The following is a 20,954-nucleotide window of genomic DNA, read 5'->3' as shown; positions in this document are numbered from 1 at the left end:
AAAGTTTGAAGGATACAGAATGTTTAATTTATTTCAACTACTGCATGCTTAGGTATATGGATATTGGCATAAGCTGGTGAGCTTCCTATATATGGTGATTTTGGCCATGCCGCAAAAATCAATTTCTTTGATCCATTAATTATTTCTTGAGTAGCCGTAAAAGTTACGGTTTTAGTAATCCATTTTCCAGGATTATTCCCTAATTCAATAGGTCCAGTGTTAATTGCTCCGTGTAGTGCTATTGTTGGAGATAATGGTGTCTCTCCATCCAAAGTCTTTATACTAGATGTAGATACACTAAATTTAAACTTATATTTTTTACCCTCTTTTAAATTTTTTAAATTAGTTTGAGAGTAACCTAATACTCCTGTGGTCACTTTAGCTCCAATTGTTAAGAAAGTTCCAGTTCCTGTTGGGGGTACATCTAGGGGATATACCCAAGGACGTGTTATATCTCCAAATAAATATTGAGTATTGGAAATTCCAAAGAAAGGTAGACCTATAACTTGCCAACCAGCTGCACAGCCATAGCAGGTGGTACCTTCAGTAGTTGGTATTATTTCGGGAGCTAAAGTTATTCCGCCAACTCCTTCTCTTAAGTTTGAACTCGAGTTCACAGTCGCTTCAGACGCAGGCGTTACTGCATTTTCCTTGGAGCAACTGCTCATGAAAAGCATTGTGGAGAAGCATGCTGCGCTTGCTATGAAAGAGAGGCTTTTTGTAATCTGTACCATCTTAATAAATTGTTTTTTGTAAGTGATAAAATAATTTTCGGTGGCAAAGCTTGCATGAATTACAGTATCAGCAAAAAGGTTGTAGCAAGCGGCAGGTCTGGATTAGCAGGCGGTAAAAAGGTTGCTAAAACCCGGGGAATAGCGGATGAAATGTGTTAAGCTCTGTCCCTTTTTGTTCTCAGATGCTTTGTTGGATTGTGAAGTATAGGTGGCTTGTAAATAAGAAAAGCCATCTAAAAGATGGCCTTTGCTGCAAAGTGAACCTAATAAAATTCTCTTATTTTACTTCTTGAATAGCATTCTCAGGTATAAATATATTTCCGTATGAAGTAGCATTCGAATTTTTTCCGAGCAATTTTATTACAAGATCTCCTATCGTCGAACTATTTCCATATAATTCAATGCTGTTAGCAATCCACTGATTTTCTTTGCCGGCAAGAGAAATCGAATAATTTTTTCCTGATGTCGGAGCTATATAAGAAAAAATAAAAGAAGAGGCATATGGCGTTTGTCCGGGGTCGGAGGAATATTTAACAGCCATAGTAGATACATAGTAAGTGAACTTGTAGGTTTTACCCTCAAATAGATTTTTAATTTTAACATGTACACCTGACAAGTTGTCCTTAGTTGCACCCAAAGTCAAAAAAGTCCCATTACGTCCTAGTAGATCTGGTAAACTGTTAGTTGCTGGGATCCAAGGTTGTGCAGAGTTCCCAAATAAATAAGTAGCGTTTGAAAGTCCTGCTGTCATATTACTGCCAGTCATTGTGTACCCATTAGGCAAGGATCCCAAGCCAAGTTGTCCGATTGTAGGATGAATCTTTTGTACTGATATTATTGGATTGTACTCTCGCAAGTTTGCACCTTGTACAGATGCAATCGTCGCCTCCGGCGCAGGCGTTACTGCATCTTCCTTCGAGCAGCTGCTCATGAAAAGCATTGTGGAAAGACATGCTGCACTGGCCATGAAAGAGAGGCTTTTTGTAATTTTTACCATTTTAATAAAAACAGTTTTTGTACGTGATAAAATGAGTTTCGGTAGTAAAGCTTGCATGAATTACAGTATCAGCAAAAAGGTTGTAGCAGGCGGCAGGTCTGGATTAGCTGGCGGTAAAAGGTTGTTAAAACCCGGAGAATAGCGGATGGGATGTGTTTAGCTCTGTCCCTTTTTTGTTCTCAGATGCTTTGTTGGATAGTGAAGTTTTGGAAGGCTTTTAAAAACAGCAAATGCCATCTTTTAGATGGCATTTGCTACAGAGTTAACAAAACACAAATAAGAATTGTTAGTTTATTTTTTGAACAGCATTTTCGCCAACATGGATATTAGTATATGTAAGTTGAGCCTGTCCATATGACCAACCTTGAAATCTTAAAAGATATCTGTCGCTGTTTGCTGTAAAAGTAAAGCTTTCAGTTATCCACTGTGCTTTTTTATTTGTAAAATCAAAAACCTTTTCTTGGTTATTGATATTGTCAGGATGCTGATTAATACTTTCTTGTAATCTTACATAGGCTTTTTCAGCATAGGGGCCAGGTTGTCCATTAGGTCCGCTTAAATTAGTGGTAGAAACACTGAAAGTGACTTTGTATTTTTGGCCTATTACTAATTTTTTAATATCACAAAAAGCTTCACCGGACATTTTTGAATCATTTACTACAGTTAAAATTGATCCGGAGCCTGTTGATGGAACAGGCAATGGTTTAACCCATTTCTTAAATGAATTTCCAGCATAGGCTGTTAAGCTAGAAGTTGCATCTCTGGAGGGAACTTTAATATACCAGTAACTAGGTTTGCAACCTAAGCAAGTTGGACCATCTGTTGGTTGAAGATACCCATCCGGAGTAATACCATACCCACTCCCGATCAAATTTGTTTTTAGACTCGAGCTTTCATTAACAGTTACCTCCGGCGAAGGCGTTACTGCATCTTCCTTGGAGCAGCTGCTCATGAAAAGCATTGTGGAAAGACATGCTGCACTGGCCATGAAAGAGAGGCTTTTTGTAATTTTTACCATTTTAATAAAAACAGTTTTTGTAAGTAATAAGATTGTTTTCGGTGGCAAAGCTTGCAAAAAGCACTGTTGCAGCCAAGAGGGTTATAGCAGACGGCAGGTCTGGATTAGCAGACGGTGAAAAGAGGGAATTACAATCCGGTAAAAGCCTCAATTCCGGTCTTCAAATGCGGATTACTGCCGATCTTTGCGTCTCAAATCAGTAAATAAGGGTCCTAGCCGGTTTTTACTGACAAGAACTTATATTTACCGGTCATACTTAATTTTTCAAAGAGCTGCTTACTGTAAATCGGGAACGGACTCCTAAACCACGCAACGGATCCCGCTGGCTCAAAACTTAATCCTGAATGGAAAAAGAGCATACATCTTACGGCGTCAAGGAAATTGCGCGGCGTGCCAATGTGTCCACGGCCACTGTTGACCGTGTGCTGCACAACCGGACGGGCGTTTCGGAAAAGACCAGAATACGGATCAGTGAAATCATCAAAGAGCTGGATTATCAGCCGAATATCCTGGCAAGCAGGCTTGCTTCCAGAAAAATAATTTCACTTGCCATTCTCCTTCCCGGTGTTTCTGAAGAAACCGATTTCTGGTCGGCGCCGCTGAATGGCATTCGTCGTGCCGAATCGGAAATAAAGCAGTACGGCGTTCAGATGAAGTATTTTTTCTATGATATCAACGACAAAAACTCTTTTCAGGAACATATCAATCAGTTGCTGGAACTGGATGTGCACGGGATTCTTGTTGCTCCTTCTTTTATTGAAGAAACTTCCCGGCTGGCTGCGCAATGTGCAAAGCGTAAAATCCCGTTTATTTTTATAGATTCCGATGTTCCGGATCTGCAAAGTCTGGCATACATAGGCCCGCATCTTTACAAAAGTGGTTACACCGGTGCCAAGTTGCTCACATACAGACTTGGAAGCAACAAAAAAGTGCTGTTTATCAATATCTCCAAGGAAATAGAAAATTTTAATTACAAGGAAATCGAAGAGGGTTTCCGCGCTTACTTCCAAGACCGGGAACAGGCTAACGAAATTGTCAGGATTGACATTCGAGAAACGGATTATCAGTCTGTTGCAAGGCATCTGACGTATGTTTTTCATTTGAATAAAGACATCGGCGCTGCTTTTGTGACCAATTCCCGTGTGCATACCGTGGCCTCATTTCTGAAAAACAGTCATCGGACGGATGTTTCGCTCATTGGTTACGATTTTTTAAAAGAGAATGTCGCATACCTTGAAAATAACGTCATCGATTTTCTGATTTGTCACCGGCCCGAAGACCAGGGTTACCGGGGCGTTATGGCGTTGTACCAGACGCTTGTCATGAATGCTGCTGTCACAAATCCGTACTACATGCCGATCGACATAATCACAAAGGAAAACTATGAATTCTACCAGAACTGAAATTCGCATGCATATAGTGTTCCGAATAAAAAATTCATCCTGCTGTTAAAGTAAAGAGCAGAATATTCTAATATTGATTTCTTTAAATTCAGAATATAACTTTATATTTACGTTTCGGGCACGTGCACGGATTTTGTGAGGCGTTCCCGGAACTGAACTATTTCTAAACCCTTGCTTATACCTTGGAAAACGTAAAAACCAGAACCCTTCGCTGGCTTAGTGCACTGGGACCGGGAATGATTACCGCTGCATTGGTTTTCGGACCCAGCAAGCTGACCATTACTTCCAAAATGGGTGCCGTTTACGGTTATTCGCTGTTGTGGCTTGTTGCTGTGGCGATTTTTTTCATGGCCGTTTTTACGGCCATGTCCACGCGCATAGGTGCTGCAACCAATCAAACCTTACTTGCATCCGTGAGGCTGAAATGGGGAAATCCGGCGTCCGTTGCGATGGGGATCGGAGTGTTTCTGGTGGCGACCTCGTTTCAGGCCGGAAATTCAGTCGGTGTCGGGATTGCGGCGGGTGAACTTTTTCATATGTCGCCCGTTCCGTGGATCATCTTCTTTAATTTGCTGGCCATTGCCATGCTGTTTTACCGGAGATTTTATCCGCTGCTTGAAAAAACAATGATTTTCCTGATCGTTGTCATGCTGTTCTGTTTTATCATTACCTTTTTCTATGCCAGACCGGACGTAGGCCAAATGGCAAGAGGGCTTGTAACACCGTCTGTTCCGGATGGTTCCACAGGGCTGATTATTGCATTCACTGCATCTTGTTTTTCCATTGTGGGCGCATTGTACCAGTCGTATCTTATCCAGGAACGGATCCGGAGCAATCCTGAACTGAAAAACACAAAGAACGACAGCCATACGGGGATCATTTTACTTGGCATCATGTGCTTTATCGTCATTGTCTGCGCCGCTGCCATACTGAACCCCAAAGGCATTCCGGTAAATTCGGCAACGGATATGGCTCGTGCACTGGAACCGATTTTCGGCAGCAATGCTTCGGCGTTTTTTCTGATCGGGTTGTTTGGCGCAGCATTTTCATCTGTGATCGGCAATGCGTCCGTTGGCGGAACATTGCTTGGCGATGCGCTGGGCGTAGGAAACAATTTCTCTTCGGCAACCGTCAGGTATCTGGTGGCTTTGGTGATGGTGATTGGTGCGGCTGTGGCCATACGGTTCGGCAAACTGCCGCTGGAACTGATCGTTTTTGCGCAGAGTGTCACCATTTTTGTGGTCCCGTTTATTGGTACAGCCATGTATATGGTGGCAAACGACAGAAAAATCATGGGCGATAAAGTCAACAGCCTGTTTGTAAAAGTAGCTGCCGGACTTGGACTCGTAATCATTTTTGCTCTGGCTGTAATCAGCAGTAAAGAGTTATTTTTCAACAATCCACTTTTCAAATAATGACGGCTTTAACATCTCTGGAAGAAAAATGGCTGAGCCCTTCCGACGCGCTTGTGGAAGATATGAAATTCATCAAGGGCGATATCCTGATTCTCGGAGCCGGAGGCAAAATCGGGCCAAGCATTGCCCGTCTGGCGAAGCAGGCCATTGACCGTGCAGGACTTGACAAAAGGGTAATCGGCGTATCGCGTTTCAGTGAAGCAGGACTGGCCGATGAACTGAATGCAGCAGGAATCGAAACCATAGCAGCCGATATTCTGGACGATGCACAACTGCAGTCGCTTCCTGAAATCGCGAATGTACTTTATCTTGCCGGAACCAAATTCGGTACTTCAGGCAATGAGCCCTATACGTGGGCGATGAACACGTATTTGCCCGGCCGGGTGGCTGAAAAATTCCGTCTTTCCAGAATTGTCGTTTACTCAACGGGAAATGTGTATCCGTTTACACCTGTTTTGTCGGGCGGCGCTACGGAAGAACTCCGGACAGATCCGGTCGGCGAATACGGACAATCGTGTCTGGGCAGGGAAAGAATGTTCCAGTATTTTTCGTCCATTCACGGCACGCCGCTGCTGATCTATCGTCTGAACTATGCGATTGATTTCAAATACGGCGTACTGCTGGAAGTAGCGAAATCTGTACTGAACGGAAAACCGGTTGATCTCAAAACAGGGCATGTGAATGTAATCTGGCAGGGCGATGCCAATGAAATGGCGATCCGTTCCTTGCTGCATTGTGCGTCGCCTTCAAAGCTGCTGAATGTAACCGGTCCGGAAACGGTTCCGCTGCGCTGGCTTGCACAGGAATTCGGACGTATATTCAATATCGTTCCGGAGTTTGTGAACGAGGAGCAGCCTACGGCTTTGCTGAGCAATGCGGCCGAATCGTTCCGCCTGTTCGGTTATCCGCGTACGACCTTGAAGCAGATGATTGAGATAACAGCACAATGGCTTCTGGAAGGAGGAAAAACGATCAACAAGCCCACGCATTTTCAGGAGCGTCAGGGCCAGTTTTAAAAATAGAAAATCAGAAGCGAACTCTTGAACTAAAAACGTATGACAACGCTCCATCAGGAAATCCGGAAACTGCTGTTTGACGGTACGGTAATTCCGGCGCATCCGCTTGCATTGAAACAGGACCTTACGCTGGATGAGCACAAACAAAGGAGCCTGACGCGGTATTACATGGCCAGCGGGGCAGGAGGGATCGCAATCGGCGTGCATACCACGCAGTTTGAAATACGCAATCCGGAAGTAAACCTTTACGAGAAAGTACTGGAAATGACCGCAGACGAAGTCGAAAAAGGCAATCTGAACAGGCCGTTTATAAAAGTAGCAGGCATTTGCGGTCTAACAAAACAGGCTTTAAACGAAGCCAGAATTGCCGTAAAGTACGGCTACGATCTGGGGCTTGTCAGCATGGCAGCATTTAAAACGCAGTCCGAGACAGAAATTATTGAGCATGTCAAAGCAGTTTCCGAAGTTATTCCGGTATTCGGCTTTTATCTTCAGGCGGCCATCGGCGGAAGGATTTTCAGTTATGCTTTCTGGCAGCAGTTCGCAGAAATCCCGAATGTGTATGCTGTCAAAATTGCCGCGTTCAACCGTTATCAGACGCTGGATGTAGTACGCGCCGTTTGCCATTCTTCCAGGAACGGTGAAATAGCGCTTTACACAGGAAATGACGATAACATTATTGCCGACCTGCTTACGCCATATCGTTTTGAAATTCATGGAAAAACGGTAGAGAAAAGATTTGTCGGCGGGTTGCTCGGACATTGGGCCGTATGGACCGAAAAAGCCGTGAAATTGCTTGAAAGTGTAAAAAGCTGTGTAAATGAGAACTATACGGATGCAGAAGATATGCTTGCGCTGAACATCGCCGTTACAGACATGAATGCGGCTATATTTGATCCGGCGCATCATTTTCATGGCTGCATTACGGGCGTGCATGAAGTGCTCCGGCGGCAGGGATTAATGGAAGGAATATGGACGCTGAACCCGGAAGAAAACCTTTCGCCCGGACAGTTTGAGGAAATTACAAGGGTTATCGAAGCTTATCCGCATCTGGTTGATGATGATTTTGTCCATGCGTTTCTTGAAAAAGAAATCAGAATCTCCTAATTTACATCAGGCTGTTTCTGGATTGATGAAATAATGCAAACCGTCATCACAGCCTGCCGTAATCATATGGGTAAAACTGAAAACATGTCCAGAAGGGAATTTGTAAGCCGGGCCGGCCTGCTGGCTGCTGCCGGAACAATGGGCTTTGATGAAACCCGTGCGGGCTTTAAAATGGAAAAGTCCATGAAAACCATCCGGATCAGAAATGTAAGTTCCAATTTCGAGCGAGAGCCGCTGCATCCGTACCGTTTCAAAGGCAGCGCGATCACGGATAGCTGGCAGGCCGTGGCCATGCTCGAATCCGATGCGGGAATAAAGGCAACCGGACTGGCAACACAAGGCGTATTGTGGTCTGATTCCGGTGTTTTTGCCGCTCATTCAGAAAGTGCGGGAAATGCGCTGATGTATGCAATGAGTGAACGTGCACTTCAGATGATTAAAGGACAGTCGTTTACAAACCCCGTGCAGCTGATGGAAGACCTGCTGCCCGAGGTGCTGGATTACGGCAGAAAGATCACGGGCAACCCGAATCTCAGAAAAACGTTCGCGCTCAATGCTTTGGTTTGTGTCGATAATGCGGTGTGGATTTTGTACGCAAGAGAAAACAATATAATGCAGTTTGACGATCTTGTTCCTGCCGAATACAAGCCCGGATTATCGTATCGCCATGAAAAAGTCGCCAGCATACCTGCTTTCAGCGTCGGGACTTCTGCGGAGCGGATCAGGCAGGCTGCGGAGGAAGGTTATTTTATCATGAAACTGAAAACCGGTTCTGCCGGAACACAGCAGGAAATGATCGAAAAGGACATTGCTTTCCTGACTGCGGTGCACGAGGCAATCGGCCATTTTGAGACACCTTATACCCGGAACGGCAAAATACCTTACTACTTTGATGCGAACGGCAGATATGAGAAAAAAGAAACGCTGCTGCGTTTTCTGGATCATGCCGGAAAAATCGGAGCACTGGACCAGATTGCCGTTATCGAGGAACCTTTTGAGGAAAGCAATGAAACATTCGTCGGCGATCTCGGTGTACGCATTGCAGCCGATGAAAGTGCGCATACGGTTGAAGACGCCGCACACCGGATTGAACTCGGCTATTCGGCCATTGCAGTGAAAGCCATTGCCAAAACGCTGAGCATGACCATGAAAATTACGCAGCTTGCCTACGAGAAAAAAGTGCCCTGCTTTTGTGCGGACCTGACGGTTAACCCGATATTGGTGGACTGGAACAAGAATGTGGCCGCCCGCTTGCAGCCGTTCCCGGGCATGTCGGTCGGCCTGCAGGAAACCAACGGTCATCAGTATTACAAAAACTGGGATAAACTGATGTCGTATCATCCGGGATCAAACGGAAGCTGGGCGCGTACGCAAAAAGGCGTTTATATCACGGATGAAACGTTTTATGCACAAAGCGGCGGCATTCTGCTGCCTTCCGCGCATTATGATGATCTGTTTATACCGAAAGAATAAAGAAAAGGCTGCTTTGCACCTCGGAAAAAGCGTAAAATGAATGTCCCGATTGACCCCCTTAGTTGTCGCAATTGCACAACCTGAATTGTTCAGGCAACGTGTAAGTTTGTGTCATCACTAATCTCAATCAAGACAATGGCTACTAAAATATTTGTCAATCTGCCGGTTAAAGATCTGAACAGGTCCGTTGATTTTTTTACAAAGCTTGGTTACACGTTCAATGCGCAGTTTACGGATGAAAAAGCAACATGTATGATCATCAGTGAAGATATTTATGTGATGCTGCTTGTTGAGCCGTTTTATAAAACGTTCACCAAAAAGGAAATTGCAGACGCAACCAAAACCTCCGAAGTCATTTTATGCCTTTCGGCTGACAGCCGCGAAGATGTGGATTTGATGGTCCGGAAAGCCGTGGATGCCGGCGCGACGGTGCCGAGCGAACCACAGGATTATCCGTATATGTACGGGCACGGCTATCAGGATCTGGACGGGCATTTGTGGGAAGTAATGTGGATGGAAACGAGTGCCGTTCCAGAAGAAGCTTAAACTTACTTCTTTTAAATAGTAGAATGAATTCGTCAATGAAATTCGCTTTGTTGCACCGGGATTTTAACGGTTCTGATTCTTTGAAAGTTTAAATTCCGGATTGTAAAAGAGAAATCCTGCATGGCTGAAAATCCGGTGCAGGATTTCTCTTTTATATAAAAACCAGTTCAGGGAATTTTTTTCGAAAACCAATTTGAACCCACAGCATCTTCCGGCACGGTTTTCGTTACACTTGCTTCATTCAAAAAAGCTGAAACCCGAATCCGTATGGCTCTTATTCTGAACCGTTATCTGATTGCAGTTATTCCTCCGGAAGAAATTAATGAGCAGATCAGGCGGTTTCAGTACGATATGGCAGAAAGGTTTCAAAGCAGCAAGGCACTGAGAAATATACCGCATATTACGCTGAAAGCGCCATTTCAGGTTGCAGAAGAGGAACATTCCCGAGTATTGAAATGGTTTAAACAGCTTTATACAGACGTTTTGCCATTTACAACAGAACTGGACGGATTTGGTAATTTTGCCGCTTCCGCAAGACCGGTTATGTATGTCAAACCGGTTCAAAGCCCTGCATTAAGCCGTCTTCAAAAGCAGATTATACAACAATTTGCCTCCGCATTTCCCACCATAAAGGTATCGCATACCGAAAAGGAATTTTCACCTCACATCACGATTGCTTACCGCGACCTGACGCCGGCGTTTTTTACAAACGCATGGACAGTGTATGAAAGCCGACCCTTTCAGGCAAGCTTTCCGGTCAGCGAATTCCACCTGATGCAGCATGACGAAAACCAGTGGAAAACGATCTACAAATACAGTCTTAATCTTTCTACAAGAGTTGGTAAGGATGCAGATACATCTCGGGATATTCCGACATAATTGCTGCCCCCATCCAATTAATGTTACACCCATAAAATAGGCGGCCTCACCCCAAAAAGAAGTACGGATCAAAACCAATAAATTATTATTGCAGCAGGTTACATAAACCGGGCTATCAGACGGCTGCGTAACTGTTTACTCAAAAAAATCTATTTAATCACCCTCATGAGAACGCAAAGCCAATATTTACAGGAAATCAACAGACTGCTTGCTGATTACCTGAAAGAAATTCAGGATTCTGATCTTAAACCTTTGTCCGCCCAGGTTTACCAGGTGCAATCAAAAAATTTTGTTAGATGGATCAACGGAGAATTTACGCCCGGCGACGTGAAAAGATCCAAAAAAAAGTCTCAGGACAATTCTGAAAAGTAACCCGTCGGTATAGAAAAAACGCTTTTTACTTCCCTCCTTTATTTCTTGATGATGTAAGACTGCAATGCAGGCATTCAAATGCTTTTGCCGGAACAGTCGATTGAAACTTCGTATAGCCATCCAAGTTGCAGTTTCTGCCGGATGGCTGTACGTTGTTTTCAGGTTTGATTTTCTTCTTTTTGCCTGATTTCTCCCACTTCATCCGGCTCCGGATTACTGAATGTTCTTTCCGGTTCGTTGACTTACTTGGGCAGAAGTCAACGCTTTGCAAGGCGGTGGCTTTATTGCAGCGTAGTTTGTTAAATTAAGTTAAATGCCTTTTTAACAGGCGATTGCTTAACGTTTTTTAAGATTTGTCCTTTCTGCAGACGGAGCCGTGTGAATAGTTTTGGAGCACTATTTTCACCATCATCCCTTTCTGATATGACCCGTTTTGAAAAGTGGAACAACATGGCCGGCTGGACTGCGTTCGCCATTGCGCTTGTCACTTACGTAATGACCGTAGAGCCCACCGCCAGTTTCTGGGACTGCGGCGAGTTCATCGCCTGTGCATTCAAGCTGCAGGTGCCTCATCCGCCGGGCGCACCTTTTTTTCTGCTCATCGGAAGAATATTTTCCTTACTGGCGTTCGGCGATCTTACCAAAGTGGCCTACTGGATCAACATGGTTTCCGTACTGAGCAGTGCGTTTACGATCTTCTTTCTGTTTCAGACGATTACGATTCTTACAGCAAAACTGATCGGCAAGAAAGAAGCGGAATTCACACTTCCGGATTCCGTACTGGTCATCGCTTCCGGCCTGATCGGTTCGCTGGCATTCACCTGGTCGGATTCCTTCTGGTATTCGGCTTCCGAGGCAGAAGTGTACGGCATGTCTTCTTTTTTTACATCCATGGTCATCTGGGCTGCATTTAGATGGGAACAAATTTCCGATCCTGCTACCGAAAACCGCTGGCTCATTCTGATTGCATATCTCGTCGGCATTTCCATCGGCGTTCATCTTCTGAACCTTGTTGCAATTCCTGCGCTTGCACTGATTTATTACTTTAAAAAATACCCGCAACCCGGCATCTTCGGAGGTACAATGGCTTTTCTGGCCGGTCTCCTGGTTCTTGCCCTCATCAATTCCAGCATCATTCCCGGACTGCCGGAACTGGCGGGCAAATTCGAGATTTTCTTTGTCAATTCACTCGGCTTGCCTTACCGCTCGGGTGTAATTTTTTTCATTATACTTTTTCTTGGGTTGCTGGTCTGGGGAATCCGTTATTCACATTTTCAGGGCAAAGTACTGCTGAATACCGCACTATTATCGCTTGCATTCATTCTGATCGGCTACGGTTCGTACATGGTGGTTCTGGTGAGATCGGAGTACAATCCGCCGATCAATGAAAATAATCCGAGCGACGTGTTGCGGTTTGTGTCGTACCTGAAAAGGGAACAATATGAAAGCAGGCCGCTGCTTTACGGCCCTACTTTCGTTTCCCAGCCCGTAAGCCAGAAGCGGGGCGCTCCGGTTTACAGCAGGAAAGATGGAAAATATGTGATTAGCGATTACCGGCCGGTTTACGAATATGAGCCTTCTGCCAACATGCTTCTGCCGCGGATGTACAGTGCACAGCCCGGACATCCGGAACTTTATCAGCAAATGACCGGTCTGGCACCCGGCCAGAAGCCAACCATGATGCATAACCTGTCGTTTATGTTTACACATCAGTTCGGGCATATGTACTGGCGTTATTTTCTTTGGAATTTTGTCGGGCGGGAAAGTGACAAGGAAGGTGCCGGAACGCTGGAACCCTGGAGTTTTACCAGAGAATTTCCTTCATCCATTGCCGGAAACCGCGGGCATAACAACTTTTACATGCTGCCGTTTTTACTGGGCATTGCCGGAATTACGTTTATGTATGCACGCAGCAGGCGCGATCTGCTGGTGACGACACTGATTTTTGTACTGACAGGCGTCGCACTGGTTTTTTACCTGAACTCGCCGCCTTCGGAGCCGCGTGAAAGGGATTACATTTATGTCGGTTCATTCTATGTTTTCTGTATCTGGATCGGCTGCGGGGTTATTGCCGTTGCAGAAGGGTTAAGAAAATTCATTCATCCGGAAAATGTCCGTACAGTATTGGCAGCAGCGCTGGGTTTGTCCGTACCCGCCATAATGGTTGCAAAAGGATGGGACAATCACAACCGCAGCAACCGCTTTCATTCGGTCGATTTTGCACGAAACATTTTGAATTCCTGCGCGCCGAATGCCATTCTTTTTACAGGCGGTGACAATGATACATTTCCGCTTTGGTACGTACAGGAAGTAGAAGGTTTCAGGACGGATGTAAGGGTTTGTGTGCAGACTTTCCTCGGAGCCGACTGGTATATTCAGCAATTGATGCGGAAGATCAACCAATCGGACGCATTGCCTTTTTCCCTGAGTGAAGACAATTATGCAAGCGGAAAAAATGATTTTATACCTTTCTATGAAATTCCGTCGGTTAAAAGCGGGATCAATCTCAAGGAATATCTGGAACTGGTCAGACAGGAAAACAAAGCCATTCAGGTTCCGCTTACAAGCGGGGACATGACTTCGGTTCTGCCTTCTTCAAGGTTTTTTTTGCCTGTTGACAGCAGTCAGATCAGGAAAATGAATATTGTAAAAAAAGATCTGGTTCCTCTTCTGAGCGATTCCATCAGCTGGGATATTGGAAACCGGAACCTTTACAAGGGCGATCTCGTCATGCTGGACATCATTGCCAGTAACAACTGGAAAAGGCCGGTTTATTTTTCCTCTACAATGGGCGCTTCCAGCAATCTCGGCCTTCAGGAGTTCATGCAGCTGGAAGGTTATGCATACCGGCTGCTTCCGGTCCGTGTGGCGGGTGCAGCCGATGGTTACGTCAATGCAGATGTCATGTACAAGAATGTCATGGACAACATGTACTGGCGCGGTATGGACAATCCTGAAATTTACTATGACGATACATACCTGGGAGCACCCGTCGCTACTGCCCGCATTGCATTTCTCCGGCTTGCACAGCAGCTCATTGCAGAGAGCCGCTTAAAAGAAGCCCGAAAGGTGCTGAACAAAGCACTTACGGTCATGCCAGACGACACGATTCCGTACGATCAGTTTTCTGCCGGTTTTGTAGGCATGCTCTTTGATGTTGGTGAAAATAAGAAAGCACTGGATTCGGCCGGTATAATGGCCTTGCGCGCAGATGAAAACCTTTCCTGGGCAAAGAAAAACGGCAGGCAGCGGAACCGGGACGTAAACGTGGACCTTTATGTTCTTCAGACCGTTGTTCAGGAAAGCCGGAAAGCCGGACAAAATGCATTTGCAGACAAGTACGAAGCTATTTTTAAAAACCATCTTGCCGCTTTCGGCATGTACAGCGGCGAAAACTGAAAAAAGGGATTTGATATGATACCAATGAAAGAAAATGCAATGCCGGAAAACGGCTCTCTGGTCAGGTTCCGGAGAAAGGACGATGATGCATGGCTGGAAGGTGAATACGATTCCGGGATCGGGATGTTCATTGAAATATATGCTGCAGAGCCTGTAACGCACAACAGCACAGATATTTTAACCTGGGAATACATGAATGAACCTTGAACATCCTTTATGCTGGCACGAACCCGGAAATGCAATACAGGCATGCAGTTCCGGGTTGAGTTTTTTTTACGCCATCAGAAAATCACAAGGTTTTAGGTTATAAAATAGATGACAGGCTTCAACTACATGTCAGCTTTTGCCCAAAAACTTTTCACCGCAATCACTGTAATAAGCCTATGCACAGATGTGCGGACTGGTATGTGACCGATTTGTAAATGATGCGTCTAAAGGGAAATCCGCAAATGGATTGTTCCGGTTTACTTTATAGGATTATTTATTCGGTGTACAGAAATGTTGGCTCAAAAAGTAAATGCTGAACAATTTCCCTCAGGTATTGCAAATACATGCATAGCCGGGTTTTTAAATCGGATGGTGCTGGTTATCCTTGTAGTCTTTTTTATCTTGAATAAAACGCTACTCTTTGCACAAAATACAATGGAGTTTGTGCAGGACGGGACTTTCAACAGTTACGAGCCGCCCATTCCAATAGGCCCGACTTCCATTCCGCAGACTCTTGCTTTTTTTACCAACAAAGACGGAAGCCACGATGAAGGAATTTACTTTTACAAGCCACAGTCTGCGCTTACGCTTACATTCGGCTTCGACGACCAGCAATTTTTAACTGTTCCGCAGCATATCACCGGAATGACTTTCGGAGCTTTATCGGGTGCAGCTGCCAACCATGTGAGATCCACACAGGTTGTTAATAACAGCTACTATTTCTTTGACTCCGCAAGAACCGTTTTTACGGCACATCCCGAAGGACCCGCCGGACGGGGAATCCGTCTTCATACCAATGCAAGTCTTCATGTTTTTCTGTCGGCCAAGCCGTTACTGGCAAAAGCAGCTGCTACTTCGGATACAAGCCGCTATTATTATGGCAAACTCCGGCTTCATTTCAGCCGCCCGGTCAGCAATCCGGTTTTGTCATTGGCAGGACTGGGCGCAACTACTAATTTTGCGGGCAAACATCTGGGATTTTCCACTGAGCTGGAATTACAGACTCCAGGCCTTGAACTCGTGAAAATTTCAGGTAACGATCAATTGGAGCTTGACGATACAGGAACCAAAATCCTGCATGCCAGAACTTTCATCAACGGCAATTGTGAATCCGGAGCTGCATGCGGAAGCATTGTCGTGAATGGTTCTGCCATCAGCAACCTTGTTTTCGGTGTATTTCTGCGTACAGACGGCGGACCCGGCATCTGGGGAACGGAAAAGGTAACCAATTCCGGAGATATGTGGCATATTACTGTTTCACTTCCCGAGCAGTAAGGCTTACTCGATTTCCTGTTTCAACAGATTTTAAAGATCAGGGAAGTTTGAAGGACATAATATAACCCGATGGATTTTCCTTGTTTCCGCCCACAGAAAGTGCCACATACTGCTTGCCATGCGTCATATACGTACAGGCAGTGGCATTAGCCACGCCTGGAAGCAGCGTTTGCCAGAGTAATTTTCCCGTTTTCTTATCCAGTGCCCGAAGCTTTCTGTCATTGGTACCGCTGATAAAAACCAGTCCTCCTGCTGTAACAATCGGGCCGGCAGAGCCTTCCTGACCAGTTTCAGGCATGCCTTCCTGGTGCAGGCGTTCATTGTTTCCGAGCGGAATCTGCCATTGAAATTCGCCGTTGGTCAGGTTAATGGCGCTGAGCGTTCCCCAGGGCGGCCGCAATGCCGGATTGCCGTTCGGGTCGCGGAAATGTCCGTAGGCAGTCAGGTTTAAATATTTGTCCGCGCCTGCTTTTGTCTGACCCGTTTCCATTTTTGTTACCTTGCCTGAATCCTTTTCTTTTTCATACAGGAATGCAATAATTCCTTTTTCCTTTCCTTTGACAACACTGGCGAAAGCCGGCATTTTACCGCCTCCTTTTTTGATTTTGTCCAGTGCAGCTTCTCTTGTCATGCGGTTTTTCAGGCTGATCAAAGACGGGTAAGTGGGTTCGTCGCCGTTTTTATCCTTGCCGTGGCATGCCACGCAGTAAGTCATGTAAATGCTTTTACCCTGATCAAAAACCGTCTGGTCTTTGGCTTCCTTTTCAGCATCCACTTTTACAATTGTCTGGATTTCAGGCGAGTCGTTTGATTTTACAAAAAGCACGCTGCTCGACGGATCGTAAGCTGCGCCGCCCCATTCCGCACCTCCGCGCGTTCCGGGAAGCATCAGTGTTCCTTTAAGGTCGGGTGGAGTAAAAAGACCTTCGTAACGCATAGACCGGAATTTCTTTACAATGGAATCATTTCCGGCATCAGAATAATGCGTCAGGTCTTTTTCGGTCATAAATTGTCGGGCAAAAGGCTTTGGCAGAACAGGAAAGGGCTGCGTTGGCCATGACGCTTCGCCGGGAATTGCGGAGGCCGGAACCTTCCGTTCTTCAATCGGAAAAAGCGGTTCGCCGTTTTCACGGTTAAAAACAAAGACAAAACCGTGTTTGGTAACCTGCGCTACGGCATCAACAGCTTTGCCGTTTCGTTGTACCGTCACCAGGTTCGGAGGTGCCGGAAGATCGTAATCCCACAAATCATGGTGCACAAGCTGATAATGCCAGATGTATTTCCCGGTTGCTGCATCCAGCGCAACTACACTGTTTCCATACAGGTTTTTCCCCTTCCGGTCGGCGCCGTAGAAGTCGTAAGAAGGCGACCCCAATGCCAGAAACACAATTCCCCGCTTGATGTCGAGGCTCATGCCGGCCCAGTCATTCACACCGCCTGCATACTTGTAAGCATCCGGCGGCCAGGTTTCGTAACCGGGTTCGCCGGGCAAAGGGATGGTGTGAAAGGTCCATTCCAGTTTTCCGTTCCGGCAGTTGTAGGCACGGATATAGCCCGGCTGCGCGCCGTAAAGTTCAGAAACTTCCGCTCCCATAATCAGCAGGTCCTTATATACAATTCCGGGGGAAGTAGGAATGACAGAGATCGTTTCGGGATCGTCCCGGAGTCCGATGTTCATGCTTACCTTCCCGCCTTTGCCAAATTCCTGGACCGGTTTCCCGGTACGTGCATCAAGCGCAAAAAGCACGTCTCCGCCGGTAAACAAAATCCTCTTGTCGCTTCCGTCTTCCCAGTACGTTACGCCTCTGCTGACGCCGCCGCCTTCTGCACCTTCAAAAGGATCAAAAGACCAGATCAGCTTTCCGGTTTCTGCATTCACGGCATATGCCCAGTGTTTCGCGGAAGTGGCATACATGACGCCATCTACAATAATCGGGTTGCATTCGCTGCTTCCGGAACGGGAACCGTCTTTCATATCTTTCATTTCGAACGTCCATGCGGGAACGAGCTGGTTTACATTGGAAGTATTGATCTGGTCCAGAGCGGAATAGCTTGTGCTTCCGGCATCTGCTTTATAAATGCTCCACGAACGGTCATCATTTCTGGTCTGGTAAGCGACCAATGCGGCAAAAGCCAGTATAGCAGGTGCAAGGACAAAGTTTTTGATTATAAATTGCCTTTGAAGTTTGACTGTTCCGATCATAAAAAGATGAAGTTCAGCTTCACGGATGCATTGTGCAGTTTCATACAAACGAGCTGTTTATAAAAGAAGCTTTCCGGGTTGTTTTACTATTTTCCAGGCATGTTCCGGAATTTTATCATTGCCATATAAAATACAAATGCAAGCGTTTTCCATATTCGGGAATTCCCTTGAATGATTATTTCATATAAAGTATCCAGTTGTCCTTTCCAAAGGCCAACAAAAAAGAGGAATGCCGGCATCTACGAACTTTTCAACTGACAGAGTGAAGTTGCAAGGATAAACGGCTTCGCGGACGCATTGCGCAGTGTTGTATTTTTTAGAAAAAAGGGGTATTATACGCTCAAAATGCGGCAAATTAGGGACAACAAATTAAAGAAAAGTATAGTATAAACCCGTATAATCAGTCTTATAGGCGATTTTTGGTTTGTGTAGGGTATTTGGTATGATTGTTTTTTGACCTCAATCAAGTTTATAACTGTAAATGATTAATCACTAAACAAATTGTCATGAAAGCTTTAAAGTTGAATATCATAGCATTAGCTCTATTTGCATCGGCTGGTGCGTATGCGCAAACATCCACTCCGTCTTCTTCGCCATCGTCAACGACGCCAGGAAGTACTACACAGCCATCCAGCACAACAGGAAGCGCAACCCAGCCTAAAACAATGCCGGGAAGTACAACACAACCCTCTACATTGCCAGGTTCGACTCAGTCAACAACCGTTCCGGGCAGCACCACATCACCATCAACAGTACCTGGAAGTACTACACAGCCATCCAGCACCATTCCGGGAAGTTCAACACAACCGGGCAGTGTTCCTAACAGTTCTACTACCCAACCGTCAACAACTCCGGGAACCACAAGTCCGTCAACCAATCCGGGCAGTACTGTAACATCGCCTTCAACCGTTCCGGGATCATCAACTCCTGCAACTACGACTACACCAAAATAATTAAGGTATAAGTCAGGTTTTAAATATGAGAACCGAATGCCCGCCAGAATTGGCGGGCATTTTTTGTTTGTATGCTGTTCAAATTCTACACAGAGCACAGCAGTCCTGTACATTCCCCGGATTGTCCGTCCTGTTTTGTAACCATTGGATTCATTAATTATAAAAAAATAGGAGCAGGATGGAATCTGCCGAATTTGGCACAGGAATAATAATAAGACGACACTAGGCGCATTTTCCACACTTGCAATTGCCTAAGAAGCTTTGTTACAATGAAATTACCAACAGACGTTTATGAGAAAAGAACTGATATTTCTTGATGACTGGAAACGCATTTTATTCGGGGAAGCACCTGCCATTTTTCTTCTGGAAGTACTTGGAAGAACCATCTTTATGTACCTGATGCTTCAGATTGTTGCCAGATTGATGGGGAAACGAATGAGCGGCCAGCTGACCATTATGGAAATGGCAGTCATGATCACGCTCGGGGCAATTGTATCAGCTCCGATGGAAGTTCCCGACAGAGGTTTGCTACAGGGATTATTCATCCTGATTCTGGCTCTTTTGTTTCACAGAGGTGTGAATTTCTGGGGAGTTAAAAACCGCAATTTTGAACTGCTTGTGCAGGGCAGGGCAACCACACTTGTCAAGGACGGCATTATTCAGGTGGATACGCTTGAAAGTGAAAGGGTTTCACGGCAGCAGCTTTTTGCCGCACTTCGAAATGAAAAAATCTACAATCTGGGTAAAGTAGAACGTGTTTATCTGGAAGCATGCGGAATTTTCAGTATCTACACTTTCCCGGAAGTCATGCCCGGCCTCACTATTTTTCCGGCTTCCGACAAGCATATCCAGAAAGTCAGTGAAGAGCATAAAGCGGATGGAAAGGCTTGTACAAACTGCGGGAATGTAGAAAAGATACAGGACACAAATGCAGCTTGCTCCAATTGCGGAGAAGCAAAGTGGGTTCAGGCATCAACAGAATATTAATAAAGAGAAGAAAATGGCATTGGATCAGATTTCCATTCAGGACTGGCACCGGATATTTGTAGGAGAGGCGCCGGGAATATTTTATATTGAAGTAATTCTGCGGACAGCAGTTGTCTATTTGATACTCTTGACATCCATCAGAATGATGGGCAAACGCATGGCTTCACAGCTGGGAGCCAGTGACCTGGTTGCAATGGTGGCAATGGCCGCAGCAATCGGGGTTCCCATTCATTCGCCTGACCGCGGACTTTTACCGGCAGTAGTTGTGGCCTTTGCTGTCGTCAACATACAGCGTTTTATAGCAAGTGGTTCTGCAAAAAGTGAGAAGTTTGAAGCCATCACGCAAGGAAGAATCGGTATTCTGGTCGAGGATTCTGAAATGATACTGAAGAACTTTTCAAATTCAAATATTTCCCGCGAACGTGTATTTGCTCAGCTCAGACATATGGATGTCAGGCATCTCGGCGAAGTCAAGCGTTTTTATATTGAAGCAAACGGATCATTTTCATTATTGAAAAATGAAGAAGAAGTTTCGGGTTTAGCTGTGCTTCCCACCTGGGAAAAAGAACTGCTGGCAAAAATGAAAAAAGATCCGGAAGCAATAGTCTGTTACAAATGCGGGCACAAAGAACCTAACTCTTTTGAGGTAAATACGCCGTGCAGCCATTGCAATGATACAAACTGGGTTGAAGCAGTAACGAAATAAAATCGCATGGCATAATTTTAAAGCCATTAAAAGAAAATCCAACAACATTTACGATTATGCCGAATATTGAAAATCAGGACCCGTCAGGAAAAGTACAGTCAGGTGCCACGCTTGCCGTTACAGGCGCCGAATCCGAAGATGAAGTGCTTCTTGCCGTTGAAAATTACTTGCGGGTAAACAAGAAAGAAGAACTGGAATTTGCCCTGCCTGTAAAAGGTGAGGACGGCACTTACCTCGTCAAATTACAGTAAGAACTGTACCTGT

At 45.3% G+C, this 20,954-nt stretch carries 19 protein-coding genes; 14 read left to right on the top strand and 5 right to left on the bottom strand.

The window, feature by feature from the left end:
• Positions 1-23 precede the first annotated feature (23 nt).
• The 3 genes from FEM55_RS07130 to FEM55_RS07120 form a co-directional block, all read right to left on the bottom strand.
• Positions 24-734 carry a hypothetical protein gene (locus FEM55_RS07130; protein ID WP_138280582.1) on the bottom strand — a complete coding sequence of 237 codons (711 nt, stop codon included), beginning with the start codon at positions 732-734 and terminating at the stop codon, positions 24-26.
• Between the two features lie 277 nt (positions 735-1,011).
• The gene (locus FEM55_RS07125) at positions 1,012-1,788 is read right to left on the bottom strand and encodes a hypothetical protein (RefSeq protein WP_138280581.1); all 777 of its coding nucleotides are present in this window, start codon (positions 1,786-1,788) and stop codon (positions 1,012-1,014) included.
• Positions 1,789-2,017: 229 nt separating this feature from the next.
• Positions 2,018-2,749: a carbohydrate binding domain-containing protein gene (locus FEM55_RS07120; protein WP_138280580.1), complete on the bottom strand. Its 732-nt coding sequence runs from the start codon at positions 2,747-2,749 to the stop codon at positions 2,018-2,020.
• 344 nt (positions 2,750-3,093) lie between these two features.
• Between FEM55_RS07120 and FEM55_RS07115 the strand changes: the two genes are divergently transcribed.
• The 11 genes from FEM55_RS07115 to FEM55_RS07065 all read left to right on the top strand — a co-directional run bounded on the left by FEM55_RS07115 (position 3,094) and on the right by FEM55_RS07065 (position 15,841).
• The gene (locus tag FEM55_RS07115; protein WP_138280579.1) at positions 3,094-4,152 is read left to right on the top strand and encodes a LacI family DNA-binding transcriptional regulator; all 1,059 of its coding nucleotides are present in this window, start codon (positions 3,094-3,096) and stop codon (positions 4,150-4,152) included.
• Between the two features lie 182 nt (positions 4,153-4,334).
• On the top strand, positions 4,335-5,567 hold the full coding sequence (locus FEM55_RS07110; protein ID WP_229209123.1) for an Nramp family divalent metal transporter: 1,233 nt from the start codon (positions 4,335-4,337) through the stop codon (positions 5,565-5,567).
• Positions 5,567-6,583, top strand: coding sequence for an NAD-dependent epimerase/dehydratase family protein (locus FEM55_RS07105; protein WP_138280578.1), 1,017 nt, complete (start codon positions 5,567-5,569; stop codon positions 6,581-6,583). Before FEM55_RS07110 ends, FEM55_RS07105 begins: the two co-directional genes overlap by 1 nt.
• Positions 6,584-6,622: 39 nt before the next feature.
• The gene (locus FEM55_RS07100; RefSeq protein ID WP_138280577.1) at positions 6,623-7,690 is read left to right on the top strand and encodes a dihydrodipicolinate synthase family protein; all 1,068 of its coding nucleotides are present in this window, start codon (positions 6,623-6,625) and stop codon (positions 7,688-7,690) included.
• Between the two features lie 84 nt (positions 7,691-7,774).
• Positions 7,775-9,163 (top strand): mandelate racemase/muconate lactonizing enzyme family protein, encoded by a 1,389-nt coding sequence (locus FEM55_RS07095; RefSeq protein ID WP_229209122.1) that lies wholly within the window; start codon positions 7,775-7,777, stop codon positions 9,161-9,163.
• 135 nt (positions 9,164-9,298) lie between these two features.
• Positions 9,299-9,709, top strand: coding sequence for a VOC family protein (locus tag FEM55_RS07090; RefSeq protein ID WP_138280575.1), 411 nt, complete (start codon positions 9,299-9,301; stop codon positions 9,707-9,709).
• Between the two features lie 267 nt (positions 9,710-9,976).
• The gene (locus tag FEM55_RS07085) at positions 9,977-10,588 is read left to right on the top strand and encodes a 2'-5' RNA ligase family protein (protein WP_138280574.1); all 612 of its coding nucleotides are present in this window, start codon (positions 9,977-9,979) and stop codon (positions 10,586-10,588) included.
• Between the two features lie 165 nt (positions 10,589-10,753).
• Positions 10,754-10,960 (top strand): hypothetical protein, encoded by a 207-nt coding sequence (locus FEM55_RS07080; RefSeq protein ID WP_138280573.1) that lies wholly within the window; start codon positions 10,754-10,756, stop codon positions 10,958-10,960.
• Positions 10,961-11,383: 423 nt separating this feature from the next.
• Complete coding sequence (locus FEM55_RS07075) at positions 11,384-14,359, top strand: glycosyltransferase family 117 protein (protein WP_138280572.1); 2,976 nt, start codon at positions 11,384-11,386, stop codon at positions 14,357-14,359.
• Between the two features lie 15 nt (positions 14,360-14,374).
• A complete protein-coding gene (locus tag FEM55_RS07070) occupies positions 14,375-14,566 on the top strand; it encodes an SH3 domain-containing protein (protein ID WP_138280571.1) in 192 nt (63 codons plus the stop codon).
• Between the two features lie 402 nt (positions 14,567-14,968).
• Entirely contained in the window at positions 14,969-15,841 is an 873-nt protein-coding gene (locus tag FEM55_RS07065) for a hypothetical protein (RefSeq protein ID WP_138280570.1), read from the top strand.
• A 37-nt stretch (positions 15,842-15,878) separates the two neighbouring features.
• Here FEM55_RS07065 and FEM55_RS07060 read toward each other — a convergent pair whose 3' ends face one another.
• Positions 15,879-18,092, bottom strand: coding sequence for an outer membrane protein assembly factor BamB family protein (locus FEM55_RS07060; protein WP_229209121.1), 2,214 nt, complete (start codon positions 18,090-18,092; stop codon positions 15,879-15,881).
• A 661-nt stretch (positions 18,093-18,753) separates the two neighbouring features.
• A complete protein-coding gene (locus FEM55_RS24910; RefSeq protein WP_171036489.1) occupies positions 18,754-19,110 on the bottom strand; it encodes a hypothetical protein in 357 nt (118 codons plus the stop codon).
• A 178-nt stretch (positions 19,111-19,288) separates the two neighbouring features.
• On the opposite strand from FEM55_RS24910, the gene FEM55_RS07050 reads away from it, so the two are divergent.
• Genes FEM55_RS07050 through FEM55_RS07040 form a run of 3 tightly spaced genes read left to right on the top strand, consistent with a single transcriptional unit; the run spans position 19,289 to position 20,941 of the window.
• A complete protein-coding gene (locus FEM55_RS07050; protein ID WP_138280568.1) occupies positions 19,289-19,984 on the top strand; it encodes a DUF421 domain-containing protein in 696 nt (231 codons plus the stop codon).
• A 13-nt stretch (positions 19,985-19,997) separates the two neighbouring features.
• Positions 19,998-20,690: a DUF421 domain-containing protein gene (locus FEM55_RS07045; protein WP_171036488.1), complete on the top strand. Its 693-nt coding sequence runs from the start codon at positions 19,998-20,000 to the stop codon at positions 20,688-20,690.
• A gap of 56 nt (positions 20,691-20,746) precedes the next feature.
• Positions 20,747-20,941, top strand: coding sequence for a TBP family protein (locus FEM55_RS07040; protein ID WP_138280566.1), 195 nt, complete (start codon positions 20,747-20,749; stop codon positions 20,939-20,941).
• Positions 20,942-20,954: the final 13 nt, after the last annotated feature.

The organism is Dyadobacter sediminis, assembly GCF_005860765.1.
Lineage (GTDB): Bacteria > Bacteroidota > Bacteroidia > Cytophagales > Spirosomataceae > Dyadobacter > Dyadobacter sediminis.
This window is presented reverse-complemented; position numbering and strand designations above follow the sequence as displayed.

Coding starts and splice junctions, on each gene's coding strand:
- FEM55_RS07125 (WP_138280581.1), bottom strand. CDS start 1,788: ATGCAAGCTTTACTACCGAAACTCATTTTATCACGTACAAAAACTGTT.
- FEM55_RS07115 (WP_138280579.1), top strand. CDS start 3,094: ATGGAAAAAGAGCATACATCTTACGGCGTCAAGGAAATTGCGCGGCGT.
- FEM55_RS07105 (WP_138280578.1), top strand. CDS start 5,567: ATGACGGCTTTAACATCTCTGGAAGAAAAATGGCTGAGCCCTTCCGAC.
- FEM55_RS07095 (WP_229209122.1), top strand. CDS start 7,775: ATGTCCAGAAGGGAATTTGTAAGCCGGGCCGGCCTGCTGGCTGCTGCC.
- FEM55_RS07090 (WP_138280575.1), top strand. CDS start 9,299: ATGGCTACTAAAATATTTGTCAATCTGCCGGTTAAAGATCTGAACAGG.
- FEM55_RS07120 (WP_138280580.1), bottom strand. CDS start 2,749: ATGGTAAAAATTACAAAAAGCCTCTCTTTCATGGCCAGTGCAGCATGT.
- FEM55_RS07070 (WP_138280571.1), top strand. CDS start 14,375: ATGATACCAATGAAAGAAAATGCAATGCCGGAAAACGGCTCTCTGGTC.
- FEM55_RS07040 (WP_138280566.1), top strand. CDS start 20,747: ATGCCGAATATTGAAAATCAGGACCCGTCAGGAAAAGTACAGTCAGGT.
- FEM55_RS24910 (WP_171036489.1), bottom strand. CDS start 19,110: ATGTACAGGACTGCTGTGCTCTGTGTAGAATTTGAACAGCATACAAAC.
- FEM55_RS07045 (WP_171036488.1), top strand. CDS start 19,998: ATGGCATTGGATCAGATTTCCATTCAGGACTGGCACCGGATATTTGTA.
- FEM55_RS07075 (WP_138280572.1), top strand. CDS start 11,384: ATGACCCGTTTTGAAAAGTGGAACAACATGGCCGGCTGGACTGCGTTC.
- FEM55_RS07050 (WP_138280568.1), top strand. CDS start 19,289: ATGAGAAAAGAACTGATATTTCTTGATGACTGGAAACGCATTTTATTC.
- FEM55_RS07130 (WP_138280582.1), bottom strand. CDS start 734: ATGGTACAGATTACAAAAAGCCTCTCTTTCATAGCAAGCGCAGCATGC.
- FEM55_RS07100 (WP_138280577.1), top strand. CDS start 6,623: ATGACAACGCTCCATCAGGAAATCCGGAAACTGCTGTTTGACGGTACG.
- FEM55_RS07085 (WP_138280574.1), top strand. CDS start 9,977: ATGGCTCTTATTCTGAACCGTTATCTGATTGCAGTTATTCCTCCGGAA.
- FEM55_RS07080 (WP_138280573.1), top strand. CDS start 10,754: ATGAGAACGCAAAGCCAATATTTACAGGAAATCAACAGACTGCTTGCT.